Raw genomic sequence first — 25,897 nt, 5'->3', positions numbered from 1 at the left:
GAATAATCCGTCCACAGAAATCTGACTGTCGAGTTGCCCATGCCTGCCTTGCGCCGTTTTTCCCTGCCGTTGATTGCCGCGTTTTTTGCGTTGTATGTGATTTGGGGATCGACTTATCTGGTGATCCGCATCGGCGTGGAGTACTGGCCACCGCTGTTGCTGGCCGGGGTGCGCTTCGTCATCGCTGGCAGCCTGATGTACGGCTTTCTGCGCTGGCGCGGTGCGCCGGCGCCGACCTGGGCGCAGTGGAAAGCGGCGGGGATCATCGGGATTCTGCTGCTCAGCTTTGGCAATGGTGCGGTCAGTGTCGCCGAGCATACGGGCGTGGCGTCCGGCGTCGCTGCGCTGGCCGTGGCGACGGTGCCGCTGTTCACGTTGCTGTGCGGCTATTTTTGGGGCGCACGGAACACGCGACTGGAATGGGCCGGGGTGGTGCTGGGGATCATTGGCATCGCGATGCTCAACATGGGGTCCAACCTGCAATCGAGTCCGCTAGGGGCGACGCTGCTGATTTTCGCTGCCGCGAGCTGGGCGTTCGGTTCCGTGTGGAGCCGGCACCTGCCGTTGCCGGCGGGGGCGATGGCCAGTGCCGTGGAAATGCTCGTCGGTGGCGTGGTGCTGTTGATCGGCAGCGTCGTGAGTGGCGAGCAGTTGCACGCCATGCCACCGCTCGAAGGCTGGCTGGCGCTGGCGTATCTGATCGTTTTTGGTTCGATCATCGCTTTCAATGCCTATATGTATTTGCTCAAGCACGTGCGTCCGGCGGCGGCGACCAGTTATGCCTACGTCAATCCGGCGGTGGCGGTGCTGCTGGGCATCGTGTTTGTCGGCGAGACGATTGGCATAGAGGAGGCGCTGGCAATGCTGGTGATCATCAGCGCCGTGCTGCTGATCAGCCTGCCGCAGTGGCGGCGGCCGGCGCAGCCTCCGGCGGTAGAGGAGAAAGCCGTTCCGACGGAAGCGCGTACGAATTAGGGTAAACTGCGCGGCATTGCATCCTCGCGTCATTTTTTCCTACGGTACTCCCATGACTTTCGCCTCCCTTGGCCTGATCGAACCCTTGCTGCGCTCCCTCGAGACGCTCGGCTACCAGACCCCGACGCCGGTGCAGGCGCAAGCCATTCCGGCGGTGCTGGCCGGTCGTGACCTGATGGCCGCGGCCCAGACCGGCACTGGCAAGACCGCCGGTTTCGCTTTGCCGCTTCTGCAGTTGCTGGCCATGGAAGGGCCGAAAGTCAGCGCCAACTCGGCGCGTGCGCTGATTCTGGTGCCGACCCGCGAGCTGGCCGAGCAGGTTCATGAGTCTGTGCGCCAGTACGCCGAAAACCTGCCGCTGCGCACTTATGCGGTGTACGGCGGTGTCAGCATCAACCCGCAGATGATGAAGCTGCGCGGCGGCGTCGATGTGCTTGTCGCCACGCCCGGTCGCTTGATCGACCTGTTCCGCCAGAACGCGCTGAAACTCGATCAGTTGCAAACGCTGGTGCTGGATGAAGCCGATCGCATGCTCGACCTGGGCTTCTCCGAAGAACTGGCGAATATTTACCGCATGCTGCCGAAAAAGCGCCAGACCCTGTTGTTCTCCGCAACCTTCTCCGATGACATCCGCCTGCTCGCCGGGCAGATGCTCAACGATCCGCTGAGCGTCGAAGTCAGCCCGCGCAACGTTGCCGCCAACACAGTCAAACAGTGGATTGTGACGGTGGACAAGAAGCGCAAGGCCGAACTGTTCGTGCACCTGATGCGCAAGAACAAGTGGAAGCAGGTGCTGGTGTTCGCCAAGACCCGTAATGGCGTCGATGCACTGGTGGAAAAACTCCAGGGCCTGGGCGTGAACGCTGACGGTATCCATGGCGACAAACCACAGGCGACCCGCCAGCGCGCGCTGGACCGTTTCAAACTCAGCGAAGTGCAGATTCTGGTGGCGACCGACGTCGCCGCCCGTGGTCTGGACATCGAAGACCTGCCGCTGGTGGTCAACTTCGACCTGCCAATCGTGGCCGAGGACTACATTCACCGCATCGGTCGTACTGGCCGTGCGGGCGCTACGGGCGAGGCGATCTCGCTGGTGTGCGCCGATGAAGTGAACATGCTGTCGGCGATTGAAATGCTGACTCGCCAGACCTTGAAACGCCAGAACGAACCGGACTTCGAGCCTGAACACCGCGTGCCGGACACCGATGCCAGCGGTCAGGTGATCAAAAAGCCAAAGAAACCGAAGAAGCCGAAAGCGTCGGGCGGTGGCGGCGGTAAGCGCAACCTGGGCAAATGGGTCGACAGCGGCGACACGCAAGCGCCAGAACCGGCGATCAAGCCTGTGCGCAAGGTGCCGGTGTTCAACACTGGCCCACGCAAGCGCAAGCCTTAAACATCGCTGCGCCTGTCAGATTGCTATCGCGAGCAGGCTCACTCCTACAAGGTCCTATGCGTTCCCTGTAGGAGTGAGCCTGCTCGCGATCTGGTAACGCACGGTCTTCAGCCCTTACGCTGCAACCATTCCAGCATTGCAAAACCGGCAGCCCGCCCACTGGCAAAACACCCGGTCAACAAATAGCCGCCTGTCGGCGCTTCCCAGTCAAGCATCTCGCCTGCGCAAAACACCCCCGGCATCGCCTTGAGCATCAAGCGCTCATCCATCGCCTCGAACTTAACGCCACCGGCACTGCTGATCGCCTCATCCAGCGGACGGGTTTTCACCAAGGTCACCGGCAACGCCTTGATTGCTCGCGCCAAGAGCGCCGGATCGGCGAAGGTCTGGGCATCGGTCAATTCACGCAACAACGCCGCTTTCACCCCATCAATTCCTACCTGACTGTGCAGATGCTTGGCCATCGAGCGTGAACCGCGTGGCTTGCCCAGCGCTGCCTGCAACTTATCCACAGGCCGGCCGGGCAGCAGATCGATGTGGATAACCGCAGCTCCCTCGCGATTGATCGCCTCACGAATCGGCGCCGACAGTGCGTAGATCAGACTGCCTTCCAGCCCGGTCGCGGTAATGACGCATTCGCCCAAGCGCGGCACATCGTCGTTCAATCCAATGGCGATGTTTTTCAGCGGCGCGCCGGCGAATTTATTCACCATCAGCTCGCTCCAGGCCTGGACCTCGAAGCCGCAATTGCTCGGTTGCAATGGCGCCAGGTCCACACCGCGTTGCTCCAGCGCCAGCATCCATGCGCCATCCGAACCCAGGCGCGACCAACTGCCGCCGCCGAGGGCGAGCAGGGTGGCATCGGGTTCGACGGCTATTTCGCCTTGTGGCGTGTCGACGCGCAGCGCGCCTTGCCCATCCCAGCCGAGCCAGCGATGGCGGGTGTGGATCACCACGCCGCTGTCGCGCAGGCGCTTGAGCCAGGCGCGCAACAGCGGGGCGGCTTTCATGTCGGTGGGGAATACGCGGCCGGAGCTGCCGATGAAGGTTTCGATACCCAGTTCGTGAATCCATCGACACAGCGCATCGGCATCAAACGCCCGTAATAGCGGGGCGATCTGCGGCGCACGGTCGGCGTAGCGCGAGAGAAACGCCGGGTAGGCTTCGGAGTGAGTGATGTTCATGCCGCCGACCCCGGCCAGCAGGAATTTGCGCCCGACCGAGGGCATGCCGTCGTAGAGATCGACGCGCACGCCGGCCTGGCTCAGCACTTCAGCGGCCATCAGGCCGGCAGGGCCACCGCCGATGATGGCGACGTGAGCATTGATGGGGACGGAGTTCTGGGTCATGGGCGTGCGCTGCGGTATGGCGGGACAGGCGCGCATTCTAACAGCGCAAAACCCCTGTAGGAGTGAGCCTGCTCGCGATAGCGGAATCACATTCAACATTGATGCTGGCTGATCAACCGCAATCGCGAGCAGGCTCACTCCTACAGGGACTGCGCAGTGGCCAATTATTAACCAGTCTTCTGAAAGCCACAGCCACCAAGGCCCGCAGTGCCTTTCACTCAGGTTATCCACAGGCAGTTCCACAGCGATTGTGGGTAACGCAGCACGTTTCAATGACAGCCGTGTGAATCCCATACGCGCTGTGCGCTGTGATGAAGGATGCCGTGGCGGCGGGCGAGGGCGTGGCGGTCCTTGCTGTAGCCGCCGCCGATCACGCCCATCACCGGAATGTCGCGACCCAGGCAATGGCGCATCACGCTTTCATCGCGGGCGGCGACGCCCGCGTCGGTCAATTGCAGATAACCGAGGGCGTCGTCCTTGTGCACATCGACGCCGGCGTCGTACAGCACCAGATCCGGTTGATACAACGGCAACAGGTAATTGAGCGTGTCGTCCACGACCTTCAGATAGTCGGCATCGCCCATGCCTTTGGGCAGTGGAATGTCCCAGTCACTTTCGGCTTTGCGCGCAGGAAAATTCTTTTCGCAATGCAGGGAAACGGTAATCGCCTCTGGGGTGTCATGAAGAATCCGCGCGGTGCCGTCGCCCTGATGCACGTCGCAATCGAAGATCAGCACGCGATTCACCCGACCGCTTTGCAGCAGGTAATGGCTGATGATCGCCAGGTCATTGAAGATGCAGAAGCCGGCCGGATAATCGTAGTGGGCGTGGTGAGTACCGCCCGCCAGATGGCAGGCCAGGCCATGTTCCAGGGCTTTTTCCGCCGCCAGAATCGAACCGCCGACCGCCCGCACCGTGCGCCGCGCCAGAGCCTCGTTCCATGGCAAGCCGAGACGCCGTTGGTCTTCGCGGGACAACTCGCCGCTCATGTAGCGTTCGATATAGCGGCGGTCATGCGCGAGGGCGAGGATGTCGTTGGGGCAGACTCGCGGGCGCAGCAGGTCGGCATCGCGGGTCAGGCCGCTGTCGATCAAGTGATCGCGCAACAGACGAAACTTGTCCATGGGGAAGCGGTGATCCGCCGGGAACTCGGGGCTGTAGTCTTCGTGGTAGATCAGCGGCAGCGGCATGACTTATTTCGTGCAGGACGTAGGAAAGAATGAAGGATCCTACCAGCGATGTAGACTGGCGGCATGGAAATGGAGGGGCACGATGGAGCCGATACTGGAACTGCAAAGCGCACGTTTGCTGATGCGTCAGTGGCAGGACGAGGATTTGCCGGCATTTGCGGCGATGTGCGCCGATCCGCAAGTGATGCGCTATTTTCCGGCGCCGTTGAGCCGACTGCAAAGCGCCGAGCTGATCGGCCGGGTCCGCGGGCATTTTGCCGAGCACGGCTTTGGCCTGTGGGCGCTGGAGCGCAAGGACACCGGCGAATTCATCGGATTCACCGGGCTCGGTGTGGTCGGTTTTGACGCGCCGTTCACCCCGGCCGTGGAGATCGGCTGGCGTCTGGCCAGAGAACATTGGGGGCTGGGGTACGCCAGTGAAGCGGCGTGGACGGCTCTGCGATGCGGCTTTGATCGGTTGGCGCTGAAGGAAATCGTTTCCTTCACTGCCAAGAACAATGCGCAATCGGAAAAAGTCATGCAGGCGATCGGCATGCATCACGACCCGCAGGATGATTTCGATCATCCGAAACTCGCTGTCGATCACCCGCTGCGCAGACATATCCTGTACCGCATCACCCGCGAACAATGGCTGCAAACCTTGCATGGATAAGCCGACACGGACGTTTACAATGGCGGCCATATCAATGGCTCGGGCCATAACCTGAATCGGCCGCCGCAGCCAAGACTGCGCGGCATTGCTGTGTGTGAGGAGAGTCTGAATGAGCCAAGTGCTGGAAGATCTGGTCGATTTGCTGACCCTGGAGCCGATCGAAGAAAACCTGTTTCGCGGCCGTAGCCAGGACCTGGGTTTCCGTCAGTTGTTCGGTGGCCAGGTGCTGGGCCAGTCGCTGTCGGCGGCCAGTCAGACGGTTGAAGAAGCGCGTCACGTGCATTCGATGCACGGTTATTTTCTGCGTCCGGGCGACGCCAAGTTGCCGGTGGTGTATTCGGTTGATCGCGTGCGCGATGGCGGCAGTTTCAGCACCCGTCGGGTCACGGCGATCCAGAAGGGCCAGCCGATTTTCACCTGCAGTGCGTCGTTTCAGTACGACGAAGCCGGTTTCGAACACCAGAGCCAGATGCCGGTGGTGGTCGGTCCGGAAAACCTGCCCTCGGAGCTGGAGCTGACCCAGCAGCGGGCGCACCTGATTCCCGAGCACATGCGCGAAAAGCTGTTGTGCCCGAAGCCGATCGAAGTGCGCCCGGTCACCGAAAAAGATCCGTACAACCCGCAACCGGCCGATCCGGTGAAATTTGTCTGGTTCCGCGCTGACGGTGCCTTGGCAGATATTCCGGCGCTGCACAAATACCTGCTGGCGTACGCTTCGGACTTCGGCCTGCTGACCACTTCGATGCTGCCCCACGGCAAGTCGGTCTGGCAGAAAGACATGCAGGTCGCCAGCCTCGACCACGCGCTGTGGTTCCACAATGATCTGCGCGCCGATGATTGGCTGCTGTATGCGATGGACAGTCCGTGGGCCGGCAATTCCCGTGGTTTTTCCCGGGGCAGCGTGTACAACCGCGCCGGACAACTGGTTGCCTCGGTCACGCAGGAAGGCTTGATCCGCCATCGCAAGGATTGGGCATGAGCCTGGCCGATGTGCGCCACTGGGTGTTCGACATGGACGGCACGCTGACGGTCGCGGTGCACGATTTTGCGGCGATCCGCGTGGCGTTGGCGATTCCAGCCGAAGACGACATCCTGACTCATCTCGCCGCATTGCCGGCGGATGAGGCCGCGGCCAAACACGCCTGGCTATTGGAACACGAGCGCGATCTGGCCTTGGGTTCGACCCCGGCCAGCGGCGCGGTGGAGCTGGTGCGTGATCTGCATGCGCGTGGTTATCGCCTCGGCATTCTCACGCGCAATGCGCGGGAGCTGGCGCATGTGACGCTGCAGGCGATCGGTCTGGCGGACTGCTTTGACGTGGAAGATGTGCTGGGGCGCGATGAAGCGCCGCCGAAACCGCACCCCGGTGGTTTGCTGAAACTGGCAGCAGCCTGGAATGTTCCGGCCAGCGAGATGGTGATGGTGGGCGATTACCGTTTTGATCTTGATTGCGGGCGAGCGGCGGGGGCGCGGACGGTGTTGGTTAACTTGCCGGATAACCCGTGGCCGGAATTGACCGATTGGCATGCAAGGAATTGTGGCGAGTTGCGGCGGATGCTGTTTGCCTGAGATCTTCGTTGCTGGAGCTGGCCCTTTCGCGAGCAAGCCCGCTCCCACATTGGATCTCCAGTGCCCAGATATTTTGTGCAAGGCACAGCACCCATGTGGGAGCGGGCTTGCTCGCGAAGGGGCCGGTTCAGGCAACACAAATCCTACTGATCAAACAACGCCTTCTGCCCCTCAGGCGATGTCAACATCCCATCCCCGTCATGCCCCACTCCGGGCACTTCAATCAGCCGCTGATTGATCCCCTCGGGATGGCGGCGCAGCAAATAACCGAAATACAGCTTCCCGCGCATCAACCGGTAAGCGCCTTGCGCCTCGGCTTCACAGCTTTTGTCCAGCGCCGGATGTTCGGGATCGACATCCTGCTGCCCCAGCAGATAAATCACTTCACGTTTGACGTAAGCGCTTTCCACCTGCAACGGGGTTTGCCCGCCGGCGTATACCGGCATGTCGGTCAGGCCATACTTCCAGCGATTGAAGCCCGGGCACTGCGCGTGATCGAACGCCACCGGCCGCTGTTCGTTGAAGTACGCATACGATGAAGGATTGGCGACCACGTAGCGCATGCGAATACCGTTGGCCTTGAGCGCCGGCTGGTCCTTGGCGAGCAGGGCGTAACGCTGCACCACCTGAGCGCCGCCGGAGTGGCCGAAAATCACGATCTGCTTCACGTCGGCAAACTGCTTGCGATCGCTGACCCGTGCGACGATTTCATCCAGCGCCGCAAACGAACTCAACGGATTCGGCCCTGTGGACAAGCCGCCCGCCATCCATTCGTTGCCTTTCCAGCGCAGCAGCGTTGCCGGCAGCGAATACAGCGGCACATCGCTTTCGTTGAGAAACTGCGGGGCAATCACCAGTGTGTGCGATGTCTGTCCCGCCAGTTCGACGGCACTTTCCGCGCTTTTGCGGTAGGTCTCGGCATTGCGCAGCCGACCGTGAATGACGATCACCACGCGCTCGATTTTTTCCGGCGCCGGTCCGATGCCGACGGCCATTTCGCCGGCCTTGAACTGCAAGCGCCCGGGGCTGATTGCGTCGACCCCGGCGGCCTGCGCCGTGCTGCCGAGGATCAGTAGAGCCAGAAGCCATTTATGCATTTACAGGGTTTTCGCCGCGAAGGTGTCGCACTGGCTTACCTGGCCTTGTGCGAATCCGGTTTTGAACCAGCGCACCCTTTGCGCCGACGTCCCGTGGGTGAACGAGTCCGGTACCACGCGGCCCTGACCCTGTTGTTGCAAACGATCATCGCCGATGGCGTTGGCGGCGTTCAAGGCTTCTTCGATGTCGCCGGGTTCCAGCCAGTTCAGGCGCTTCTGTGCGTTGTAGGCCCAGACGCCAGCGAGGCAGTCGGCCTGTAATTCCTGACGGACCAGCAAGCCGCCGTCGCCTTCCATCTGCCGCCCTTGCTGGCGCGCAGCCTGGATTTTCGCCGAGACGCCAAGCAGCGTCTGCACGTGGTGACCGACTTCATGCGCGATCACGTAGGCCTGGGCGAAATCTCCGGCGGCCTTGAAACGTTGCGACATTTCCTCGAAGAAGGCCATGTCCAGATACACCTTCTGGTCGGCCGGGCAATAGAACGGGCCGGTGGCCGACGTGGCCATGCCACACGCCGAATTCACCCGGTTGCTGAACAGCACCAGCGTCGGGTCTTTGTATTGGCGCCCGGCCTGCTGAAAGATCGGGCCCCAGGTGTCTTCGGTGTCGCCGAGGACCGAGCGGACGAATTCGGCCTGTTCGTCGTTGGCCGGTGGCGCCTGACGGGTTTGCGAAGTGGGCGCCGGTTGCTCCATCTGCCCGGTGAGCTGGCCGAGGATCTGCATCGGGTCCTGGCCGGTGAGCCAGCCGATGCCGACGATCAACACGATCGCAGTCAGGCTAAGGCCTTTGCCGCCACCGAAGCGCATGCCGCCGCCACCGCCTGCGTCACCACCCCGCGCGTCGACGACGTTGTCACTGCGTCGGCCTTTTTTCCATAGCATGTGGGAATCCTCTTTTGGTGCGGGTGAAGTGGCAGGTGGTGATGAGTGTTGCTGGTGTGTGAGTGTGGCGCCAGTCCGGTCGTCCGTCCATTCACACGCGCCCTCGTCGGGCGGGCTTGTTATTGACGGTCGACCGGGCCGCGAATTCAATCCCAGGGTGAATTTCTGCAGGCGTTTTCGTGAACCCGCCGTTTCGACAGCAGTCAGTGATGTTGCAGGCGCGCCGAAGTGGCGGGAGTCTTGCTTCAGACTTCTGACTAACGGCAGTTTCCCGGCGAAGAAGAGTGCGACCTGTGCGGTTGTTGAAAGCTCTGCCGACTATGCTTGCCAAATCGATTGCAGCCAGCGCGACCCTGTTCGCCAGCGTATTTTTTCCTAGAGATTGCCCATGACCGTCAGCACTCCGCTCTCCGGTGTCAACCAGCCCTTTAAGGGGATTTTGCTGATTGTCGTGGCGACCTTTCTGTTTTCCAGCCACGACGCGCTGTCGAAATACCTGTCCGGGTTCTATCCGATCGTCATGGTGGTGTGGGCGCGCTATGTGGTGCACACCTTGCTGATGGCGGGGATTTTTCTGCCGCGGTCCGGGCTGCGCGTCCTGCGCACCAAAAAACCGTTGTGGCAGTTGGTTCGGGCACTGTGCCTGCTCGGCACCAGCCTGTTCTTCACCACGGCGCTGCTGTACATCCCGCTGGCCGAAGCCACGGCGGTCAACTTTCTCGCGCCGGTACTGGTGACGGCGCTGTCGGTGCCGCTGCTCAAGGAGCGGGTGACGCGCGGGCAGTGGATCGCGGTGATTTGCGGCTTCATCGGCGTGCTGATCATCGTCCATCCCGGCGGTGAACTGTTCACCCCGGCGGTGTTGCTGCCGTTCTGTTCGGCACTGTTTTTCTGCTTCTATCAATTGCTGACCCGCAAGCTCGCCGAAGTGGACAGCCCGACCACCAGCAATTTTTTTGCAGGTCTGTGCAATACCCTGGTGATGAGCGCGCTGGTGCCGTTCTTCTGGCAAGTGCCGACGTTGCCCCATGCCGCGCTAATGCTGGCGCTGGGCAGTTGCGGAATGACTGCGCATTTGTTTCTGACCCAGGCCTTCCGTCACGCCGCACCGGCCTTGCTGGCGCCGTTCGGTTATTGCCAGATCGTGTTTGCGGGATTGTTGGGCTGGTTGTTGTTCGATCACACGCCGAGCGGGTTGACCGTGATCGGCATCGTGGTGATCTGCTGCAGCGGCCTGGCGGCGGCGTGGCAGCAGAGTCGGCGCTGAAGAAACGCAAAACTCCCTGTAGGAGTGAGCCTGCTCGCGATGACGGTGTCTCAGTCAACATAAGTGTCGATTGAAAGACCGCTATCGCGAGCAGGCTCACTCCTACAGGGGACGGGTTTGGCAGGTTATTCGGTAGCGGTCGGAATCTTGCGCGGTGCCATGAAGTACATCCACGTCAGCGCGAGGAAATACATCGCCGGAATCAGCGTGAACAGCACCGTGTAGTTGTTGTGGGTGACAGTGAGGATGTGGCCGACGATCTGGGTCATGAACATCCCGCCGATGGCCGCGCACATCCCGCCAAAACCGAACACCGTGCTCATCATGTGCTTGGGCGTGTAATCCATCACCAGGCTCCAGATGTTCGCGGTCCAGGCCTGGTGCGCGCCGATCGCCAGGGAAATCGCCGCCACGGCCACCCACAGGTTGGCCGAGCCGGCCGCCATGACCACGCCGATGATGCAGCAGGCGAACAGGAACATCGACAGCAGTCGCGCCTTGATCGAGTTCATTCCGCGACCGATCAGGAACGAGGACAGGATGCCGCCACCGACACTGCCGAAGTCGGCGGTGACGTAGATGATGATCAGCGGAATGCCCATCTGCGTGACATTGATCCCCAGGTTGTATTGCTGATTGAGAAACGGTGGCAGCCAGTACAGGTAAAACCAGAACACCGGGGCGGTCAGCGAATAGGCAATGGCGAAGGCCCAGGTGCCGCGCATACGCAGGATTCTTGAAAACGGCACGCGGGCCTGTTCCGGTTCGACTTCCTGCTGGATGTAATCAAGTTCCGACTGTTTCACGCTCGGGTGATCTTCCGGGTTGAAGTACTTCAAGCCCCAGAACAGCAGCCAGATCCCACCCAGTGCCGCCATGCACAGAAATGCTGCCTGCCAGCCCCACACATGAAGCACCAGCGGCAACAGCATCGGCGTGAACATCGCACCGACGTTGGTGCCGGCGTTGAAGATGCCGGTAGCTACCGCGCGTTCGCCGGCCGGGAACCACAGGCGTGTGGTTTTCACGCAGGCCGGGTAGTTGGCCGCTTCGGTCAGGCCGAGGATAAAGCGGCAGACCATGAAGCCGACTGCCGAAGTCGCCAAGCCATGAGCGCCGGTAGCCAGGCTCCAGAGCAGCACGGCGCAGAAGAACACGCGCTTGACGCCGACCCGGTCGATCAACCGCCCTTGCAGGACGAAACCGATCGCGTAGCCGACCTGAAACCAGAAGTTGATGTTGGCGTAATCCATCGCCGTCCAGCTCATTTCCTTGGCGAGGATTGGCTGCATGACGCCGAGGGCGGCGCGGTCGATGTAGTTCAGAGTGGTGGCAAAAAACACCAGCGCCAGCATGCCCCAGCGGGTCTTGCCGACCGCCATGGCGCCGCGGATCTTGTCGCCGATGCCACCCGTGGCAGTGCTCATGGCCGGAGCCACGCGGGAAGTCTGTGAAGGAATCATGTGTTCCACCCGTTTTTGGATTTTTTATTTGGTGTGCTTTTTCTTTTGCACGCTGCGACCGGTGGTTCAGATCCGGACTCAATGTGCGGTCGATGTTGGGCAGTGGACGAAAAATCGTCAATTCGCCAAACCGCCATTGTGTTCGATAATCGCACGCAAAACTAACCGGGTAGTACACTTTAAATTGCTGCGCGCAGGGATGCAGCCAATAATTTCCTCACGATAAAAACCTACTCGATGTAGGCGTTGCCGAAGGCTGCGATCTTCGCTTTTGAGGATCAACAGATCGCAGCCTTCGGCAGCTCTTATGTAAAAGCGGCGCAGTCCGGGAGTTGAAAGATGCAGCGTTCCATTGCCACCGTTTCCTTGAGCGGCACCCTGCCGGAAAAACTCGAAGCCATCGCCGCCGCCGGGTTCGACGGGGTGGAGATTTTCGAAAACGACCTTCTGTACTACGACGGCAGCCCCCGTGAAATTAAACAGATGTGCGCCGATCTTGGCATCGCCATCACGCTGTTTCAGCCGTTCCGCGACTTTGAAGGCTGCCGCCGTGACCGGTTGGCGCGCAATCTGGAGCGCGCCGAGCGCAAGTTCGATCTGATGCAGGAACTCGGCACCGACCTGGTGCTGGTATGCAGCAACGCAGCGGCAGACAGCATCGGCGATCAGCAAATTCTGGTGGACGATCTGCGCCTGCTGGCCGAGCGCGCCGGTGCCCGTGGCTTGCGCATCGGTTACGAAGCGCTGGCCTGGGGCCGTCACGTCAACACTTATCAACAGGTCTGGGACATTGTGCGTCAGGCCGATCACCCGAGCCTGGGTGTGCTGCTCGACAGCTTCCACACCTTGTCGCTCAAGGGCGATCCAGGCGCGATCGCCGAGATTCCCGGCGACAAGATCTTCTTCGTGCAAATGGCCGACGCGCCGATTCTGCAAATGGATGTGCTGGAGTGGAGCCGACATTTCCGCTGCTTCCCGGGGCAGGGCGAATTCGATCTGGCGGGATTCCTCGCGCCGATCATCCAGAGTGGCTACACCGGGCCGCTGTCTCTGGAGATCTTCAACGATGGCTTCCGGGCTGCTCCGCCGCGGGCCAATGCTGCCGACGGTTTGCGATCGCTGCTGTACCTGGAAGAGAAAACCCGCCAGCGGCTGGAGCAGGAAGCCACGCCGGTGGTTAATCGCGAGATCCTTTTCGAAACACCCAAGGCCAGTGAATACAACGGCATCGAGTTTCTCGAATTCGCCGTCGACGAGGCGCTGGGCGCAAAACTCAGTCTTTGGCTGCAACGCCTCGGTTTCGTTACGGCCGGGCAGCATCGTTCCAAGAGTGTGAGCCTGCTGCGCCAGGGCGATATCAACCTGATTCTCAACGCCGAGCCTTATTCGTTCGGCCACAGTTTTTTCGAAGCCCACGGCCCGTCGTTGTGCGCCACGGCGATCAGGGTCAAGGACAGCGCCAGCGCACTGGCCCGCGCCGTCGCGTATAAGGGCCAGCCCTACCGCGGACTGGTCGGCCCCAATGAACTGGAGCTGGCGGCGGTGCGTGCGCCGGACGGCAGTTTGATTTATCTGGTCGATGAAGACGCCGATGTCTACGGCACCGACTTCAACCTGCTGCCAGACGCAGTGGCCCGCGGCGGCCTCAAGCGCATCGATCACATGGCCATGGCCCTGCCGGCGGACAGCCTCGACAGTTGGGTGCTGTTTTATAAAAGCCTGCTGGATTTCGAGGCTGACGACGAGGTGGTGTTGCCCGACCCCTATGGTCTGGTGAAGAGCCGCGCACTGCGCAGTCGTGACAGTTCGATTCGCTTGCCATTGAATATTTCCGAGAACCGCAATACCGCGATCTCCCACGCGCTGTCGAGCTATCGCGGCTCGGGGGTGCATCACATCGCCTTTGATTGCGACGACATCTTCGCCGAAGTCAGTCGGGCGAAAGAGGCGGGCGTGCCGCTGCTGGATATCCCGCTCAATTACTATGACGACCTTGCCGCGCGCTTCGATTTCGACGATGAATTCCTCAGCGAGCTGGCCTATTACAACGTGCTCTACGACCGTGACGCCCAGGGCGGCGAGTTGTTTCACGTCTACACCGAGCCGTTCGAAGGGCGTTTCTTCTTTGAGATCATTCAGCGTAAAAACGGTTATGCCGGATATGGCGCGGCGAACGTCGCGGTGCGTCTGGCGGCGATGGCCAAATCACGCAGTGGTGCGGTGCGTCAGGCGAAGTTGTAGGAAATTCGTAAGCGCGGGACCAAACAGCGGTTGCGTGGCTTCCTTCGGTGTGCCGCGCGGCCCATAATCGCCAGCCTGTGCAGTGATGGCCGTGAGCCCGCAATGACAACGAATTCAGAACTATCCGCTGCTGCTGTCGAGTCCAGCGCCGAGCCGCGCAAGAGTCGCAAGAACAACCCGGAAAAGACCCGCGAGAACATCCTGCAGGAGGCGATCGTCGAGTTCGTCCAGCAAGGTTTGTCCGGCGCCCGCGTTGACGCGATTGCCGAGCGCATCCACACCTCCAAGCGCATGATCTATTACTACTTCGGCAGCAAGGAGCAGTTGTACGTCGAGGTGCTGGAAAAACTCTACGGCGATATCCGCAGCACGGAAAACCGCCTGCACCTGGACGAGCTGCCACCGGAGCTGGCGATTCGGCGCCTGGTGGAGTTCACCTTTGATCACCACGATCGCAACGTCGATTTCGTGCGCATCGTCAGCATCGAAAACATCCACAACGCCGAATACGTGAAGCGTTCCGATGCGATCAAGGCGCTGAACAATACGATTCTCGATACCCTTGGCACGATCTTGAAGCGAGGTGCTGACGAGGGCGTGTTCCGCCGTGGAATCGATGCGCTGGACGTGCATCTGCTGATCAGCTCGTTCTGCTTTTATCGCGTGTCGAACCGCCATACGCTGGGTGAGATTTTTCAGATCGATCTGCCGGACGATGCCATCAAACAGCGCCACCGCGAAATGATCTGCGAATCGGTGTTGCGCTACCTGCAGGCCTGATGCCATCCCCGTGTAGGAGTGAGCCTGCTCGCGATAGGGTGTGTCAGAAAAATATGTATCGGCTGACGGAATGCTATCGCGAGCAGGCTCACTCCTACAGGGTGGCGGCAGGGTTCAGCCACTCATGCTTTGAAAGTGCGCCAGCATCCGCTGCGCATCCGGCACCACGCCGCTGAACAATTCGAACGCCTTCACTGCCTGAAATACCGCCATGTTGCCGCCGTCCAGGGTTCGGCAGCCCAGGGCGCGGGCGTTACTCAACAGCTCGGTTTCCAGCGGGAAATACACAATCTCCGCGACCCACAATTCCTTGCGCAGCAACTCGGCCGGCACTGGTGAGCCCGGCAGCTTGGCCATGCCCATCGGCGTGGTGTTGACCAGGCCATCGGCCCGCGCCAGCGCGCCGGGCAAATCCCCACCGGCCTGCGCGCGCCCCACACCAAAATGCTGGTTGAGATTGTTCGCCAGGCTTTCCGCACGCTCGCGGTCGATATCAAAAATAGTCAGTTGCCGTACGCCTTCGCTCAACAGCGCGTGAGCCACCGCCGCGCCAGCGCCACCAGCGCCCATCTGGACTACGCGTTCACGGGCGACGTCCGTCAAACCCCGGCGCAAACCTTCAGCGAAACCGAGGCAGTCAGTGTTGTGGCCGACACGCTTGCCGTCCTTCAGCACCACGGTGTTTACCGCCCCGATACCGCGGGCTTCCGGCGACAGTTCATCGAGCAGCGGGATGATCGCCTGTTTGCACGGGAAGGTGATATTCAGTCCGGTGTAATTCATCCGCTCGGCCGCCAGCAGCAGGTCGGGCAGGGCGCTGCTGTCGAGGTGCAGTTGATCCAGATCGATCAACCGGTACAGATAACGCAGACCTTGAGCATCGCCTTCGCGCTCATGCAGCGCAGGCGTTCGCGAGGCCTGAATGCCGGCGCCGATCAGCCCGGCGAGTATCGCGTTGCATCCGGACATGCGCTTACCCCTTGAGCCGCTGGCTGAAGTGTTCCAGCGCCAGTCGATAGCCGTGGCTGCCGAACCCGCACATCACCGCCGTGGCAATCGCCGAGACGAACGACTGATGGCGAAACGGCTCACGGGCATGAACGTTGGACAAATGCACTTCAATGACCGGCAACTCGCTGGCCACCAACGCATCGCGAATTGCCACCGAGGTGTGTGTCCACGCGGCCGGGTTGATCACGATCCCGGCGCAACGGCCACGAGCGGCGTGAATCCAGTCAAGCAACTCGCCTTCGTGATTGGTCTGGCGAAACTCCACGCTCAGGCCAAATTCTTCAGCGGCGCGACCGCACAGCGCAGAAATGTCGGCCAGGGTTTCGTGACCGTAAGTCGCCGGCTCGCGAGTGCCGAGCAGGTTCAGGTTCGGGCCGTTAAGCACCAGAACGATAGGGCGCATGGGGAGAACTCCACTTATTGTTTTTGGCTTGGGCCGAGGGGTTTCAGCCTGTGGAGATAAAATGTACTAGATGGTTACATCGGTCAATTGAACTACTTAGGCTGGAATGTTTTTTGTTCGGTGATCGCACAGATCAAAAGATCGCAGCCACAAAAAAGCCGTCAGTCACGACGGCTTCTTCGTATCCGGTGCCGCAATCAACGCCGGGTGAGCAACACACCCGATTCCATGTGGTGGGTCCACGGGAACTGGTCGAACAGCGCGCAGCGGGTGATGTGGTGGGTGTCGTGCAACTGGGCGATGTTTGCCGCCAGGGTTTCCGGGTTGCAGGAAATGTACAGGATGTTGTCGAAGCGGCGGGTCAGCTCGCAGGTGTCCGGGTCCATGCCGGCGCGCGGCGGGTCGACGAAGACGCTGCCGAATTCGTAGCTCTTCAGATCGATGCCGTGCAGGCGCCGGAACGGGCGCACTTCGTTGAGCGCTTCGGTCAGTTCTTCGGCGGACAAGCGCACCAGGGTGACGTTATCCACAGCGTTTTCGCTGAGGTTGCTCAAGGCGGCATTGACCGAGGTCTTGCTGATTTCGGTGGCCAGCACTTTGCGTACACGGGTGGCGAGTGGCAGGGTGAAGTTGCCGTTGCCGCAGTACAGCTCCAGCAGATCGTCAGTGCGATCGCCCAAGGCTTCGTACGCCCAGTTCAGCATCTTCTGGTTCACCGTGCCGTTGGGCTGGGTGAATGCGCCTTCCGGTTGACGATAACTGAAGGTGCGCCCGCCGACCTCGAGCCGCTCGACCACATAATCCTGGCCAATCACTTCGCGCTTGCCCTTGGAGCGTCCGATGATGCTGACGCCAAGGTCCGCGGCCAGTTGCTTCGCCGCGGTGTGCCAGTGCTCGTCCAGCGGACGGTGATAGCACAGCGTGATCATCGCATCGCCGGCCAGCGTGGTCAGAAACTCCACCTGGAACAGCTTGTGGCTCAGCGCTGAACTGGCCTGCCACGCCGCCTTCAGTTGCGGCATCAACTGGTTGATACGCAGGCTGGCGATCGGGAATTGCTCGATCAGGATCGGTGTGCGCTTATCGTCCTGAGAGAACATCGCATAGTGACGCTCGCCGCCTTCGCGCCACAGGCGGAACTCGGCCCGCAGACGAAAGTTCTGCAACGGCGAGTCGAACACGGTCGGCTCGGGTGCGGCGAACGGTGCCAGCAAGTCATGCAGGCGCGTGACCTTGGCGGCGAGTTGTTCGGCGTAGGCTTGAGAATCGAATGTCATGCGTTGAACCAACCCAGCTTGATCACGAACAGAATCGACAGAATCACCAGCGCCGGGTTCAGCTCACGGGCGCGCCCGGCGAGCAGTTTGATCACGGTCCAGGCGATGAAGCCGAAGGCGATACCGTTGGCGATCGAATAAGTGAACGGCATGGCCAGCGCGGTCACAACGACCGGCGCGGCGACGGTGATGTCTTCCCAGTCTATTTCTGCCAGACCCGACGTCATCAACACGGCGACGAACAGCAGCGCCGGCGCCGTGGCGAAAGCCGGAACGCTGGCTGCCAATGGCGAGAAGAACAGCGCCAGCAGGAACAGCATTGCCACGACAATGGCGGTCAAACCGGTACGGCCGCCGGCACTCACGCCCGCCGCCGACTCGATGTAACTGGTGGTGGTCGAGGTGCCCAGCAGCGAACCGGCCATGGCGGCGGTGCTGTCGGCGATCAGCGCACGGCCCATTTTCGGCATGTGGCCGTCCTTGCCCATCAGGCCGGCGCGCTTGGCGACGCCGATCAGGGTGCCGGAGTTGTCGAACAGATCGACGAAGAGGAAGGCGAAGATCACGCTGACCAGACCGATGTCGAGCGCGCCTTTGATGTCCAGTTGCATGAAGGTCGGCGCCAGCGACGGTGGCATTGAGGTCACGCCGCCGAACGGGGTGAAGCCCATGGCAATGGACACGATGGTCACCGCCAGAATGCCGATCAGCACTGCGCCGCGCACTTTCAGTGCTTCGAGGGCGACGATCAGGGCAAAGCCGAGGGTGGCAAGAATCGGCGCCGGCTGTTTCAGGTCGCCGAGGCCGACCATGGTGGCCGGGTTGCTGACCACGATGCCGGCGTTGTGCAAAGCGATCAGCGCCAGGAACAAGCCGATACCGGCGGCAATCGCCGAGCGTAGCGGCAGCGGGATGCTGTTGATGATCCACTCGCGGATGCGGAAGATCGACAACAGGAAGAAACACACCGCCGAGATGAACACCGCACCCAGCGCCACTTGCCAGGTGTGGCCCATGTGCAGCACAACGGTGTAAGTGAAGAAGGCGTTCAAGCCCATGCCCGGCGCAAGGGCGATCGGGTAGTTGGCGATCAGGCCCATGGTCGTCGAACCGATGGCGGCCGCCAGACAGGTGGCGACGAACACCGCACCCTTGTCCATGCCGGTCTCGCCGAGGATGCTCGGGTTGACGAACAGAATGTAGGCCATGGCCAGGAACGTCGTGACGCCCGCGAGAATCTCGGTGCGCACGTTGGTGTTGTGTGCCTTGAGTTGAAACAGCCTTTCCAGCATGTCTGCTCCCCGTGGCGCGCGTGGCGCCGTAAATGTATCGACCTCAACAGCAAAGCACAGACCGTCGCAAGCGCCTGGAAAATTGTAGTGGGCCGGAAAAAGCCGCGCATCATACCAGCAGCGTGAGGAATTTGGCGGATGTTGGCGTCGATCGTCGGCGAAGTTTTACGCAGCAAATAACTGCGCCATACTGCGCGCTGATTTTTCGGAGTGGGCAGGCATGCGCAACGGCGGGATGACAGTTTCTGGATTGGTTGCAGCACTGCTCGCGGCAGTCCCGGCGTTCGCGGCGTCGGCGCCGCCGTTGAGCGAAGTGAAGGTGATCAAAGTGCAATCGCCGGCCTGTGGCCTGGAAGACATTGCCGATAACCAGCCGCAAACTCAATGCAATCACAACGGGCCGAACATCAAGGTTTATGTGCTGGAAATCGGCTATGGGCAGAACCAGCCACGGGTCGCCCTGGATGGTTTCGAAGTCAACGGCACCCGAGCGCCGGTGTGTGCCTTCGATAACGGTAATCTGACCGAGTGCAGCCCTGGCAGCAAAACCGTCGGTTCTCTTTATACCTTCGATCTGGCGGGCAAGCAGGAAGGCACGTTTTCCTTCAGCAACACCTCGATCAATGCGCCGCGCAACACCCTGTCGACCCAGCTTTACATCAAGTAACGGCTGACGCTGCGCGATCCGGGTGAAGCTGACTACGCTTCAGGTATCACCCAGCGGATAGCGCCCATGACTTTTAGAGCACTGATTACCCTCGCCGAGGGCATCGACGATCTGCAAAGCGTGACCCTGATCGACGTGCTGCGCCGCGCCGGCATTGAAGTCGTCGCCGCCAGCATCGAAGGCCGACGCATGCTCACCTGCGCCCGCGGTACACGCCTGACCGCCGATGGCATGCTGGTCGATGTGCTGGCGCAGACCTTCGACCTGATCGTGCTGCCCGGCGGTGCCGTCGGTTCACAACATTTGGCGGCGCATCAGCCGCTTCAACAACTGCTCAAGGACCAAGCCAGCGCCGGACGACTGTTCGCCGCCATCGGCGAAGCCCCGGCCACCGCCCTGCAAGCAGCAGGCGTGCTGCGCCAGCGGCGCATGACCTGCTTGCCCGGCGCCAGCCATCAATTATCGGGCTGTACGTTTGTTGACCAACCAGTGGTGGTCGATGGCAACTGCATCACCGCCCAAGGCTCGGGCGGGGCGCTGGCGTTTGCCTTGACCCTGGTTGAGCAGCTTGGTGGCAAGGTGCTGCGGGGGAAGGTGGCGGGGGAGTTGATGGCCTGAAAACCTCAGACCTTCTCTTCCACCGGCACATGCATCCGGTCCCGATTCGCCAGGGTCGGGAACAGTTTGATCCACGTTCCCGTCACCACCAGCGTGCCGATCCCGCCCATGACCACCGCCGGCACCGTGCCGAACCAGTGAGCGGTGAGGCCGGATTCGAATTCGCCCAGTTGGTTCGAAGCGCCGATGAACAGGCCGTTCACCGCGCTGACCCGGCCGCGCATTTCGTCCGGGGTTTCCAGTTGTACGAACGAGGCGCGGATGACCATGCTGATCATGTCCGCTGCGCCGAGGACCACTAGCACCGCCAACGAGAACCAGAACGAGGTCGACAGGCCGAACGCTATGGTAGCGACACCGAATATGCCGACGGCGGTGAACATCACCCGGCCAACATTGCGTTCCACCGCGAAGCGCGCCAGAAACAGTGACATCAGCAACGCCCCCACCGCTGGCGCCGAGCGCAACAGGCCCAGGCCCCACGGGCCGGTCAGCAGAATGTCCTTGGCGAACACCGGCAGCAACGCCGTGGCTCCGCCCAGCAATACCGCAAACAGGTCCAGCGAGATCGCCCCGAGGATGTCCGGGCGGCTGCGGATAAAGCGAATTCCCGCCAGCAACGAGTCGAGGGTGGCTTTGCCTTTGTTCAGCGGCGTCTGGCGGGCCGGCAGGTTGAGCATCAGCGCGCAGGCAATCACATACAGCAGCACGGTCGGGCCGTAGACCCAGACGCTGCCGAACGCGTAGAGCAAGCCGCCAAGGGCCGGAGCAACGATGGTTGCCGACTGCTGCGCCGATTGTGCGGCGGCGACGGCACGCGGGAACAGGGCGCTGGGAACGATGCTCGGCAGCAACGCCTGGGTCGTCGGCATCTCGAACGAACGCGCCGCGCCGAGCAGAAACGCGAGAATGAAGATCAACTCGCGGGTGACGTGGTCGGTCGCACTGCCAATGGCCAGCGCCAGGGCAATCATGGCCTGCAATGACTGACAGAGTGCAGCAACCTTGCGCCGGTCGTAGCGATCGGCGACGTGCCCGGTGTGCAGCATGAACAGCACCCGTGGAGCGAACTCGACCAGACCGACCAGACCCAGATCCAGCACGTTGCCGGTCAGTTGGTAGAGATTCCAACCAATCGCCACAGTGAGCATCTGAAAGCCGCTGGCGGTGAAAATCCGCGCCAGCCAGAAAGCCAGGAATGGGCGGTGATGACGTAACAGCAGCGGCGCTTGAGTGAGCATCTGAAGGCAGGTCTTGGGCGAAGGTACGGCGAGATTATCACCAGTCTGTAACAGGAAGTTGCTACTGGGCGGAAATTCACTTAGCCCGACACCGATCTCTTCCTGACGACAATCGACCCTGTGGCGAGGGGATTCATCCCCGTCGGGTCGCGCAGCGGCCCCCAAATCTCGAAGCGACGACGATTGCTGCGCAGCCGATCGGGGATAAATCCCCTCACCACTGAAGCAATGAGACAACTTGTCACGCGGCAAACGACCACGCAGTTCATCGGCGAAAATGGGACTACTCTTTTAACGTTGCTTGATCCAGATCAAGACCGCTCGCGCAATTGATCTGACGGCCAATTGGCCAGACTCCCTGCGTTGCGATGGTTGTAAAAAAAGAACGAATCCGAATTCGCCGCACTCCATATCCGTGGGGGCAGTGGTGCAGGCCTCCGGGTCCGCCACCCGTACTACCTGACAGAGGAAGCCATATGTTCGGTTTAGAGGCTCTCGATCTCGCCCGAATTCAGTTCGCGTTTACCATCTCGTTCCACATCCTGTTCCCGGCGATCACCATCGGCCTGGCCAGTTACCTGGCGGTGCTCGAAGGCCTGTGGCTGAAGACCCGCAACGACACCTACCGTGACCTCTACCATTTCTGGTCGAAGATCTTTGCCGTCAATTTCGGCATGGGCGTGGTCTCCGGTCTGGTCATGGCGTACCAGTTCGGCACCAACTGGAGCCGCTTCTCGGATTTCGCCGGGGCGGTCACCGGACCGTTGCTGACCTATGAGGTGCTCACGGCGTTTTTCCTCGAAGCCGGTTTCCTCGGGGTGATGCTGTTCGGCTGGAACAAGGTCGGGCGCGGCCTGCACTTCTTCTCGACGGTGATGGTGGCCGTGGGCACGCTGATTTCGACGTTCTGGATTCTGGCGTCCAACAGCTGGATGCAAACGCCGCAGGGCTTTGAAATCGTCAACGGCCAGGTCATTCCGACCGACTGGCTGGCCATTATCTTCAACCCGTCATTCCCTTATCGCTTGATGCACATGGCCACCGCCGCGTTCATCGCGACGGCGTTCTTTGTCGGCTCTTCAGCGGCCTGGCACCTGCTGCGCGGCCGGGACAACCCGGCGATTCGCACCATGTTGTCGATGGCGATGTGGATGGCGCTGATCGTCGCGCCGATTCAAGCGGTCATTGGCGACTTCCACGGCCTCAACACGCTCAAACACCAGCCGGCGAAAATCGCTGCGATCGAAGGCCACTGGGAAAACGTTGGCGACGAAGCCACGCCGCTGATTCTGTTCGGCTGGCCGGACATGAAAGAAGAGCGCACCAAATTTGCCGTGGAGATTCCCTACCTCGGCAGCCTGATCCTCACCCACTCGCTGGACAAACAAGTACCGGCGCTCAAAGAATTCCCGCCCGAAGACCGGCCGAATTCGACCATCGTGTTCTGGTCATTCCGGATCATGGTCGGCCTTGGCTTCCTGATGATTTTCACTGGACTGTGGAGCCTGTGGCTGCGCAAGCGTGACGCGCTCTACACCTCGCGTCCGTTCCTGCACCTGGCGTTGTGGATGGGGCCGTCCGGCCTGATTGCGATACTTGCCGGTTGGTTCACCACCGAAATCGGTCGTCAGCCGTGGGTGGTCTACGGCTTGATGCGAACGGCGGATGCCTCGTCCAATCACAGCTTCATGCAGATGAGCATCACCCTGATCATGTTCGTCGTGGTGTATTTCGCCCTGTTCGGCGCGGGCCTGGGTTACATGATGCGCCTGGTGCGCAAGGGGCCGAAGATCAGCGAAGGCAGCGATACGCCGGACGGTGGTCCGGGCCAGAAACGTACACCGGCGCGTCCATTGTCTGCGGCCGACGATCCGGGCGACGGCGAACACGAAGACAACACTCGCTTGACCAAGGAGATTTGACTCATGGGTATTGATCTTCCACTGATCTGGGCCGTGATCATCATCTTCGGCATCATGATGTACGTGGTCATGGACGGCTTCGACCTGGGCATCGGCATTCTCTTCCCGTTCGTCCCCGGCAAGACCGACCGCGACGTGATGATGAACACCGTCGCCCCGGTCTGGGACGGCAACGAAACCTGGCTGGTGCTGGGCGGCGCTGCGTTGTTCGGGGCGTTTCCGCTGGCCTATTCGGTGGTGCTGTCGGCGCTGTACCTGCCGCTGATCTTCATGCTGATGGGCCTGATCTTCCGCGGCGTGGCCTTTGAGTTTCGCTTCAAGGCCAAAGATGAAAAACGCCATCTGTGGGACAAGGCATTCATCGGCGGTTCGATCGCGGCGACCTTTTTTCAAGGCGTGGCGCTGGGTGCATTCATCGACGGTTTGCCCGTGGTCAATCGGCAATTTGCCGGTGGTTCGCTGGACTGGCTGACACCGTTTACGCTGTTCTGCGGCGCTGCGCTAGTCGTGGCCTACGCCTTGCTCGGTTGCACCTGGCTGATCATGAAAACCGAAGGCAAGCTGCAAGAGCAAATGCATGATCTGGCGCGGCCACTGGCATTCGTGCTGTTGGCGGTGATTGGTATTGTCAGTATCTGGACGCCACTGTCGCACCCGGAAATCGCCTCACGCTGGTTCAGCATGCCGAACCTGTTCTGGTTCATGCCGGTGCCGATTCTGGTGCTGGTCACCTTGTACGGCCTGATCCGCGCGGTTGCACGCAATGCCAACTACACACCGTTCCTGCTGACGCTGGTACTGATCTTTCTCGGCTACAGCGGTCTGGGCATCAGCCTGTGGCCGAACATCGTGCCGCCGTCGATCTCGATCTGGGACGCGGCCGCACCGCCGCAAAGTCAGGGCTTCATGCTGGTTGGCACGCTGTTCATCATCCCGTTCATCCTGGGTTACACCTTCTGGAGCTATTACGTGTTCCGCGGCAAGGTCACCCATGAAGACGGTTATCACTAGTCTGCTGCTGGGCTTCCCTTGTGGGAGCGAGCCTGCTCGCGAAGGCGTCCTCAGTGACGCCTCTGCTTAACGGAGAACGATGCAATGACCGGCAAACATTCCCTGCATGACATTGAAGAAGCCGAAAAAAAACCGCTGTGGCAGCGGCTCGGCTGGCTGGCGCTGATCTGGGTCGGCAGTGTGGGCGTGCTGTTTATCGCCGCCAGCCTGATGCGCCTGTTCATGAACGCGGCCGGCTTGACCACGCACTGAAACACCCCGTCCCGGCGCCTTCGGGAACGGCTTTGCAACCCTCCTTGCGGAGGGTTTTTTTTGTCCGTGAGTTACTTGCGCGCTTTGAGAATGACGAATTTGGGCGTGGCTGCGACTTGTTCGACACCGCGGAACAGGCGCGCCAGTTTGCTGTGATAACCCAGGTGACGGTTGCCCACGATGTACAGCGCACCGCCCACCACCAGCGCCTCACGCGCCTGCTGGAACATGCGCCACGCGAGGAAGTCGCCAACCACTTGCTGTTGATGAAAGGGCGGATTGCACAACACCACGTCCAGCGATTGCGGTGCTTGCTCGGCCAGACCATCGTCAGCCCGCACGGTCACTTCGCGATCACCCAGCACGGCCCGCCAGTTTTCTGCGGCCGATTGCACGGCCATGAACGATTCGTCGACCAGCGTGTAGTGCGCCTGAGGATTGTCCAGCGCGCTGACGATTGCCAGTACGCCGTTGCCGCAGCCGAGGTCGGCCACGCGAGCGCCGCCAAGGTTTTTCGGCAAATGCGCGAGAAAGGCCCGCGTGCCGATGTCCAGGCCGTCCCGGCAAAACACGTTGGCATGATTGCGCAGTTCGATTGCCGGTCCGTCGAGCCGATAGGTAGAAGGGTAGGGCGAAACGGCCGGTGCCTTGGCTTCGGGTGTCGCGATCAGCAGACGGGCCTTTTTCACCGCCAGCGAGGCTTGTACCGGTCCGATATAGCGCTCCAGCAGATCGCCGGCCGCACGTGGCAGGTGTTTGACCATGGCCGCCGCGATCACTTCAGCGCCGGGGGCCAGTTGGCCATGCAGGCGGATCAATTGTTCTTCGAGTAGCGCCAGGGTTTTCGGCACGCGGATCAGCACGCGGTCGAACGGCCCGACCACGGGCTCGCTGGCGGGAATCGGGCGGATTGCATCAAACGCGTGACCGTTGCGCTGCAGGTTCTTTTCCAGCCCCAGAAAACCCAGGTACGAATCGCCACTGCTGCTGACGTCGACCTTGCCCAGCAGGCTCGCCGCCAACGCGCCGAAGCTGTCGTTGAGCACCAGAACCCGCGTGCTCGCCGGCGGTTGCTGCGCCGCCAGATAGCTGAGCAAGTATTCATCGGCCGCATCGAACGCCTGCAGCGGTTCGTTCTGCTGTTCGGGTTGGCGGATCAAATCGAGTTGGGCGAAGGGCGTATCGAGCAAAGGCATGGGGCGGGGACTCTGATAATCGGCGGGTTCGCGCAGCCAGGCTGTGGCGCGGCGCAACCTGGCCGAGTGGACTGCGATGCAAGCGGTGTGCGTCATCACTCGGAGAGGGCGTAAATGTTACTTTTTTTTCCTGGTAAATACCCGCA

24 protein-coding genes are annotated in these 25,897 nt (G+C 61.1%); 13 read left to right on the top strand and 11 right to left on the bottom strand.

Annotation, left to right across the window (positions count from 1 at the left end; genetic code table 11):
- Positions 1-39: 39 nt before the first annotated feature.
- Both yedA and HU755_RS07550 read left to right on the top strand, forming a co-directional pair.
- Positions 40-975: a drug/metabolite exporter YedA gene (gene yedA / locus HU755_RS07555; protein WP_186631138.1), complete on the top strand. Its 936-nt coding sequence runs from the start codon at positions 40-42 to the stop codon at positions 973-975.
- A gap of 52 nt (positions 976-1,027) precedes the next feature.
- On the top strand, positions 1,028-2,368 hold the full coding sequence (locus HU755_RS07550; RefSeq protein ID WP_186619475.1) for a DEAD/DEAH box helicase: 1,341 nt from the start codon (positions 1,028-1,030) through the stop codon (positions 2,366-2,368).
- Positions 2,369-2,475: 107 nt separating this feature from the next.
- Here the strand turns inward: HU755_RS07550 and HU755_RS07545 are convergent, their stop codons facing one another.
- Both HU755_RS07545 and HU755_RS07540 read right to left on the bottom strand, forming a co-directional pair.
- A complete protein-coding gene (locus HU755_RS07545) occupies positions 2,476-3,717 on the bottom strand; it encodes a TIGR03862 family flavoprotein (RefSeq protein WP_186631136.1) in 1,242 nt (413 codons plus the stop codon).
- A 269-nt stretch (positions 3,718-3,986) separates the two neighbouring features.
- Positions 3,987-4,907 carry a histone deacetylase gene (locus HU755_RS07540; protein WP_186619473.1) on the bottom strand — a complete coding sequence of 307 codons (921 nt, stop codon included), beginning with the start codon at positions 4,905-4,907 and terminating at the stop codon, positions 3,987-3,989.
- Positions 4,908-4,989: 82 nt separating this feature from the next.
- Here HU755_RS07540 and HU755_RS07535 point away from each other — a divergent pair, with 82 nt between their 5' ends.
- From HU755_RS07535 to HU755_RS07525, 3 genes are all read left to right on the top strand, one after another.
- Positions 4,990-5,559, top strand: a complete 570-nt coding sequence (locus HU755_RS07535) for a GNAT family N-acetyltransferase (protein WP_186619472.1) — start codon at positions 4,990-4,992, stop codon at positions 5,557-5,559.
- A gap of 109 nt (positions 5,560-5,668) precedes the next feature.
- A complete protein-coding gene (gene tesB / locus HU755_RS07530) occupies positions 5,669-6,538 on the top strand; it encodes an acyl-CoA thioesterase II (protein WP_186546827.1) in 870 nt (289 codons plus the stop codon).
- On the top strand, positions 6,535-7,128 hold the full coding sequence (locus HU755_RS07525; protein WP_186631134.1) for an HAD family hydrolase: 594 nt from the start codon (positions 6,535-6,537) through the stop codon (positions 7,126-7,128). Before tesB ends, HU755_RS07525 begins: the two co-directional genes overlap by 4 nt.
- A 143-nt stretch (positions 7,129-7,271) precedes the next feature.
- On the opposite strand, the gene HU755_RS07520 is transcribed toward HU755_RS07525, so the two are convergent.
- Entirely contained in the window at positions 7,272-8,225 is a 954-nt protein-coding gene (locus tag HU755_RS07520) for an alpha/beta hydrolase (protein ID WP_186619470.1), read from the bottom strand.
- A complete protein-coding gene (locus tag HU755_RS07515; protein ID WP_186631132.1) occupies positions 8,226-9,110 on the bottom strand; it encodes a neutral zinc metallopeptidase in 885 nt (294 codons plus the stop codon).
- Between the two features lie 388 nt (positions 9,111-9,498).
- On the opposite strand from HU755_RS07515, the gene HU755_RS07510 reads away from it, so the two are divergent.
- On the top strand, positions 9,499-10,377 hold the full coding sequence (locus tag HU755_RS07510; protein ID WP_186631130.1) for a DMT family transporter: 879 nt from the start codon (positions 9,499-9,501) through the stop codon (positions 10,375-10,377).
- 125 nt (positions 10,378-10,502) lie between these two features.
- Here the strand turns inward: HU755_RS07510 and HU755_RS07505 are convergent, their stop codons facing one another.
- Entirely contained in the window at positions 10,503-11,840 is a 1,338-nt protein-coding gene (locus HU755_RS07505) for an MFS transporter (protein ID WP_186631123.1), read from the bottom strand.
- A gap of 339 nt (positions 11,841-12,179) precedes the next feature.
- Between HU755_RS07505 and quiC the strand changes: the two genes are divergently transcribed.
- Both quiC and HU755_RS07495 read left to right on the top strand, forming a co-directional pair.
- Positions 12,180-14,081, top strand: a complete 1,902-nt coding sequence (gene quiC, locus HU755_RS07500) for a 3-dehydroshikimate dehydratase QuiC (RefSeq protein ID WP_186631121.1) — start codon at positions 12,180-12,182, stop codon at positions 14,079-14,081.
- Positions 14,082-14,183: 102 nt separating this feature from the next.
- On the top strand, positions 14,184-14,861 hold the full coding sequence (locus HU755_RS07495) for a TetR/AcrR family transcriptional regulator (protein WP_186619466.1): 678 nt from the start codon (positions 14,184-14,186) through the stop codon (positions 14,859-14,861).
- Between the two features lie 114 nt (positions 14,862-14,975).
- Here the strand turns inward: HU755_RS07495 and HU755_RS07490 are convergent, their stop codons facing one another.
- The 4 genes from HU755_RS07490 to HU755_RS07475 all read right to left on the bottom strand — a co-directional run bounded on the left by HU755_RS07490 (position 14,976) and on the right by HU755_RS07475 (position 18,844).
- Entirely contained in the window at positions 14,976-15,830 is an 855-nt protein-coding gene (locus tag HU755_RS07490) for a shikimate dehydrogenase (RefSeq protein WP_186631119.1), read from the bottom strand.
- A 4-nt stretch (positions 15,831-15,834) separates the two neighbouring features.
- A complete protein-coding gene (gene aroQ, locus HU755_RS07485; RefSeq protein WP_186631117.1) occupies positions 15,835-16,275 on the bottom strand; it encodes a type II 3-dehydroquinate dehydratase in 441 nt (146 codons plus the stop codon).
- A gap of 197 nt (positions 16,276-16,472) precedes the next feature.
- Positions 16,473-17,552 (bottom strand): tRNA (uridine(54)-C5)-methyltransferase TrmA, encoded by a 1,080-nt coding sequence (gene trmA / locus HU755_RS07480; protein ID WP_186631115.1) that lies wholly within the window; start codon positions 17,550-17,552, stop codon positions 16,473-16,475.
- Positions 17,549-18,844, bottom strand: coding sequence for an NCS2 family permease (locus tag HU755_RS07475; RefSeq protein ID WP_186631113.1), 1,296 nt, complete (start codon positions 18,842-18,844; stop codon positions 17,549-17,551). The genes trmA and HU755_RS07475 overlap by 4 nt, the downstream gene beginning before the upstream one ends.
- A 220-nt stretch (positions 18,845-19,064) precedes the next feature.
- On the opposite strand from HU755_RS07475, the gene HU755_RS07470 reads away from it, so the two are divergent.
- Positions 19,065-19,511, top strand: coding sequence for a DUF4879 domain-containing protein (locus HU755_RS07470; protein WP_186619460.1), 447 nt, complete (start codon positions 19,065-19,067; stop codon positions 19,509-19,511).
- Positions 19,512-19,577: 66 nt separating this feature from the next.
- Complete coding sequence (locus HU755_RS07465; protein ID WP_186631111.1) at positions 19,578-20,129, top strand: DJ-1 family glyoxalase III; 552 nt, start codon at positions 19,578-19,580, stop codon at positions 20,127-20,129.
- 5 nt (positions 20,130-20,134) lie between these two features.
- On the opposite strand, the gene HU755_RS07460 is transcribed toward HU755_RS07465, so the two are convergent.
- Positions 20,135-21,370, bottom strand: coding sequence for an MFS transporter (locus HU755_RS07460; RefSeq protein WP_186631109.1), 1,236 nt, complete (start codon positions 21,368-21,370; stop codon positions 20,135-20,137).
- A 476-nt stretch (positions 21,371-21,846) separates the two neighbouring features.
- On the opposite strand from HU755_RS07460, the gene HU755_RS07455 reads away from it, so the two are divergent.
- The 3 genes from HU755_RS07455 (at position 21,847) to HU755_RS07445 (ending at position 24,555) form a co-directional block, all read left to right on the top strand.
- Complete coding sequence (locus HU755_RS07455) at positions 21,847-23,292, top strand: cytochrome ubiquinol oxidase subunit I (RefSeq protein WP_186546842.1); 1,446 nt, start codon at positions 21,847-21,849, stop codon at positions 23,290-23,292.
- A 3-nt stretch (positions 23,293-23,295) separates the two neighbouring features.
- Positions 23,296-24,303, top strand: a complete 1,008-nt coding sequence (gene cydB / locus HU755_RS07450) for a cytochrome d ubiquinol oxidase subunit II (protein ID WP_186546843.1) — start codon at positions 23,296-23,298, stop codon at positions 24,301-24,303.
- 84 nt (positions 24,304-24,387) lie between these two features.
- On the top strand, positions 24,388-24,555 hold the full coding sequence (locus tag HU755_RS07445) for a DUF2474 domain-containing protein (protein ID WP_095048725.1): 168 nt from the start codon (positions 24,388-24,390) through the stop codon (positions 24,553-24,555).
- A gap of 71 nt (positions 24,556-24,626) precedes the next feature.
- On the opposite strand, the gene HU755_RS07440 is transcribed toward HU755_RS07445, so the two are convergent.
- Positions 24,627-25,751, bottom strand: coding sequence for a class I SAM-dependent methyltransferase (locus HU755_RS07440; RefSeq protein WP_186631107.1), 1,125 nt, complete (start codon positions 25,749-25,751; stop codon positions 24,627-24,629).
- Positions 25,752-25,897 lie beyond the last annotated feature (146 nt).

The organism is Pseudomonas sp. SWRI111 (assembly GCF_014268555.1).
Lineage (GTDB): Bacteria > Pseudomonadota > Gammaproteobacteria > Pseudomonadales > Pseudomonadaceae > Aquipseudomonas > Aquipseudomonas hamedanensis.
Note: the sequence above shows the minus strand (reverse complement) of the source record. Positions and strands in the feature narration are given on the sequence as shown.

What these genes read in the sequence shown, in the direction of transcription:
- HU755_RS07545 (WP_186631136.1), bottom strand. Translation starts at nt 3,717, where the DNA reads ATGACCCAGAACTCCGTCCCCATCAATGCTCACGTCGCCATCATCGGC.
- quiC (WP_186631121.1), top strand. Translation starts at nt 12,180, where the DNA reads ATGCAGCGTTCCATTGCCACCGTTTCCTTGAGCGGCACCCTGCCGGAA.
- trmA (WP_186631115.1), bottom strand. Translation starts at nt 17,552, where the DNA reads ATGACATTCGATTCTCAAGCCTACGCCGAACAACTCGCCGCCAAGGTC.
- HU755_RS07470 (WP_186619460.1), top strand. Translation starts at nt 19,065, where the DNA reads ATGCGCAACGGCGGGATGACAGTTTCTGGATTGGTTGCAGCACTGCTC.
- HU755_RS07515 (WP_186631132.1), bottom strand. Translation starts at nt 9,110, where the DNA reads ATGCTATGGAAAAAAGGCCGACGCAGTGACAACGTCGTCGACGCGCGG.
- cydB (WP_186546843.1), top strand. Translation starts at nt 23,296, where the DNA reads ATGGGTATTGATCTTCCACTGATCTGGGCCGTGATCATCATCTTCGGC.
- HU755_RS07495 (WP_186619466.1), top strand. Translation starts at nt 14,184, where the DNA reads ATGACAACGAATTCAGAACTATCCGCTGCTGCTGTCGAGTCCAGCGCC.
- HU755_RS07510 (WP_186631130.1), top strand. Translation starts at nt 9,499, where the DNA reads ATGACCGTCAGCACTCCGCTCTCCGGTGTCAACCAGCCCTTTAAGGGG.
- HU755_RS07445 (WP_095048725.1), top strand. Translation starts at nt 24,388, where the DNA reads ATGACCGGCAAACATTCCCTGCATGACATTGAAGAAGCCGAAAAAAAA.
- yedA (WP_186631138.1), top strand. Translation starts at nt 40, where the DNA reads ATGCCTGCCTTGCGCCGTTTTTCCCTGCCGTTGATTGCCGCGTTTTTT.
- HU755_RS07520 (WP_186619470.1), bottom strand. Translation starts at nt 8,225, where the DNA reads ATGCATAAATGGCTTCTGGCTCTACTGATCCTCGGCAGCACGGCGCAG.
- HU755_RS07490 (WP_186631119.1), bottom strand. Translation starts at nt 15,830, where the DNA reads ATGTCCGGATGCAACGCGATACTCGCCGGGCTGATCGGCGCCGGCATT.
- HU755_RS07455 (WP_186546842.1), top strand. Translation starts at nt 21,847, where the DNA reads ATGTTCGGTTTAGAGGCTCTCGATCTCGCCCGAATTCAGTTCGCGTTT.
- HU755_RS07440 (WP_186631107.1), bottom strand. Translation starts at nt 25,751, where the DNA reads ATGCCTTTGCTCGATACGCCCTTCGCCCAACTCGATTTGATCCGCCAA.
- HU755_RS07465 (WP_186631111.1), top strand. Translation starts at nt 19,578, where the DNA reads ATGACTTTTAGAGCACTGATTACCCTCGCCGAGGGCATCGACGATCTG.
- HU755_RS07540 (WP_186619473.1), bottom strand. Translation starts at nt 4,907, where the DNA reads ATGCCGCTGCCGCTGATCTACCACGAAGACTACAGCCCCGAGTTCCCG.
- HU755_RS07505 (WP_186631123.1), bottom strand. Translation starts at nt 11,840, where the DNA reads ATGATTCCTTCACAGACTTCCCGCGTGGCTCCGGCCATGAGCACTGCC.
- HU755_RS07525 (WP_186631134.1), top strand. Translation starts at nt 6,535, where the DNA reads ATGAGCCTGGCCGATGTGCGCCACTGGGTGTTCGACATGGACGGCACG.
- tesB (WP_186546827.1), top strand. Translation starts at nt 5,669, where the DNA reads ATGAGCCAAGTGCTGGAAGATCTGGTCGATTTGCTGACCCTGGAGCCG.
- HU755_RS07460 (WP_186631109.1), bottom strand. Translation starts at nt 21,370, where the DNA reads ATGCTCACTCAAGCGCCGCTGCTGTTACGTCATCACCGCCCATTCCTG.
- HU755_RS07550 (WP_186619475.1), top strand. Translation starts at nt 1,028, where the DNA reads ATGACTTTCGCCTCCCTTGGCCTGATCGAACCCTTGCTGCGCTCCCTC.
- HU755_RS07475 (WP_186631113.1), bottom strand. Translation starts at nt 18,844, where the DNA reads ATGCTGGAAAGGCTGTTTCAACTCAAGGCACACAACACCAACGTGCGC.
- aroQ (WP_186631117.1), bottom strand. Translation starts at nt 16,275, where the DNA reads ATGCGCCCTATCGTTCTGGTGCTTAACGGCCCGAACCTGAACCTGCTC.
- HU755_RS07535 (WP_186619472.1), top strand. Translation starts at nt 4,990, where the DNA reads ATGGAGCCGATACTGGAACTGCAAAGCGCACGTTTGCTGATGCGTCAG.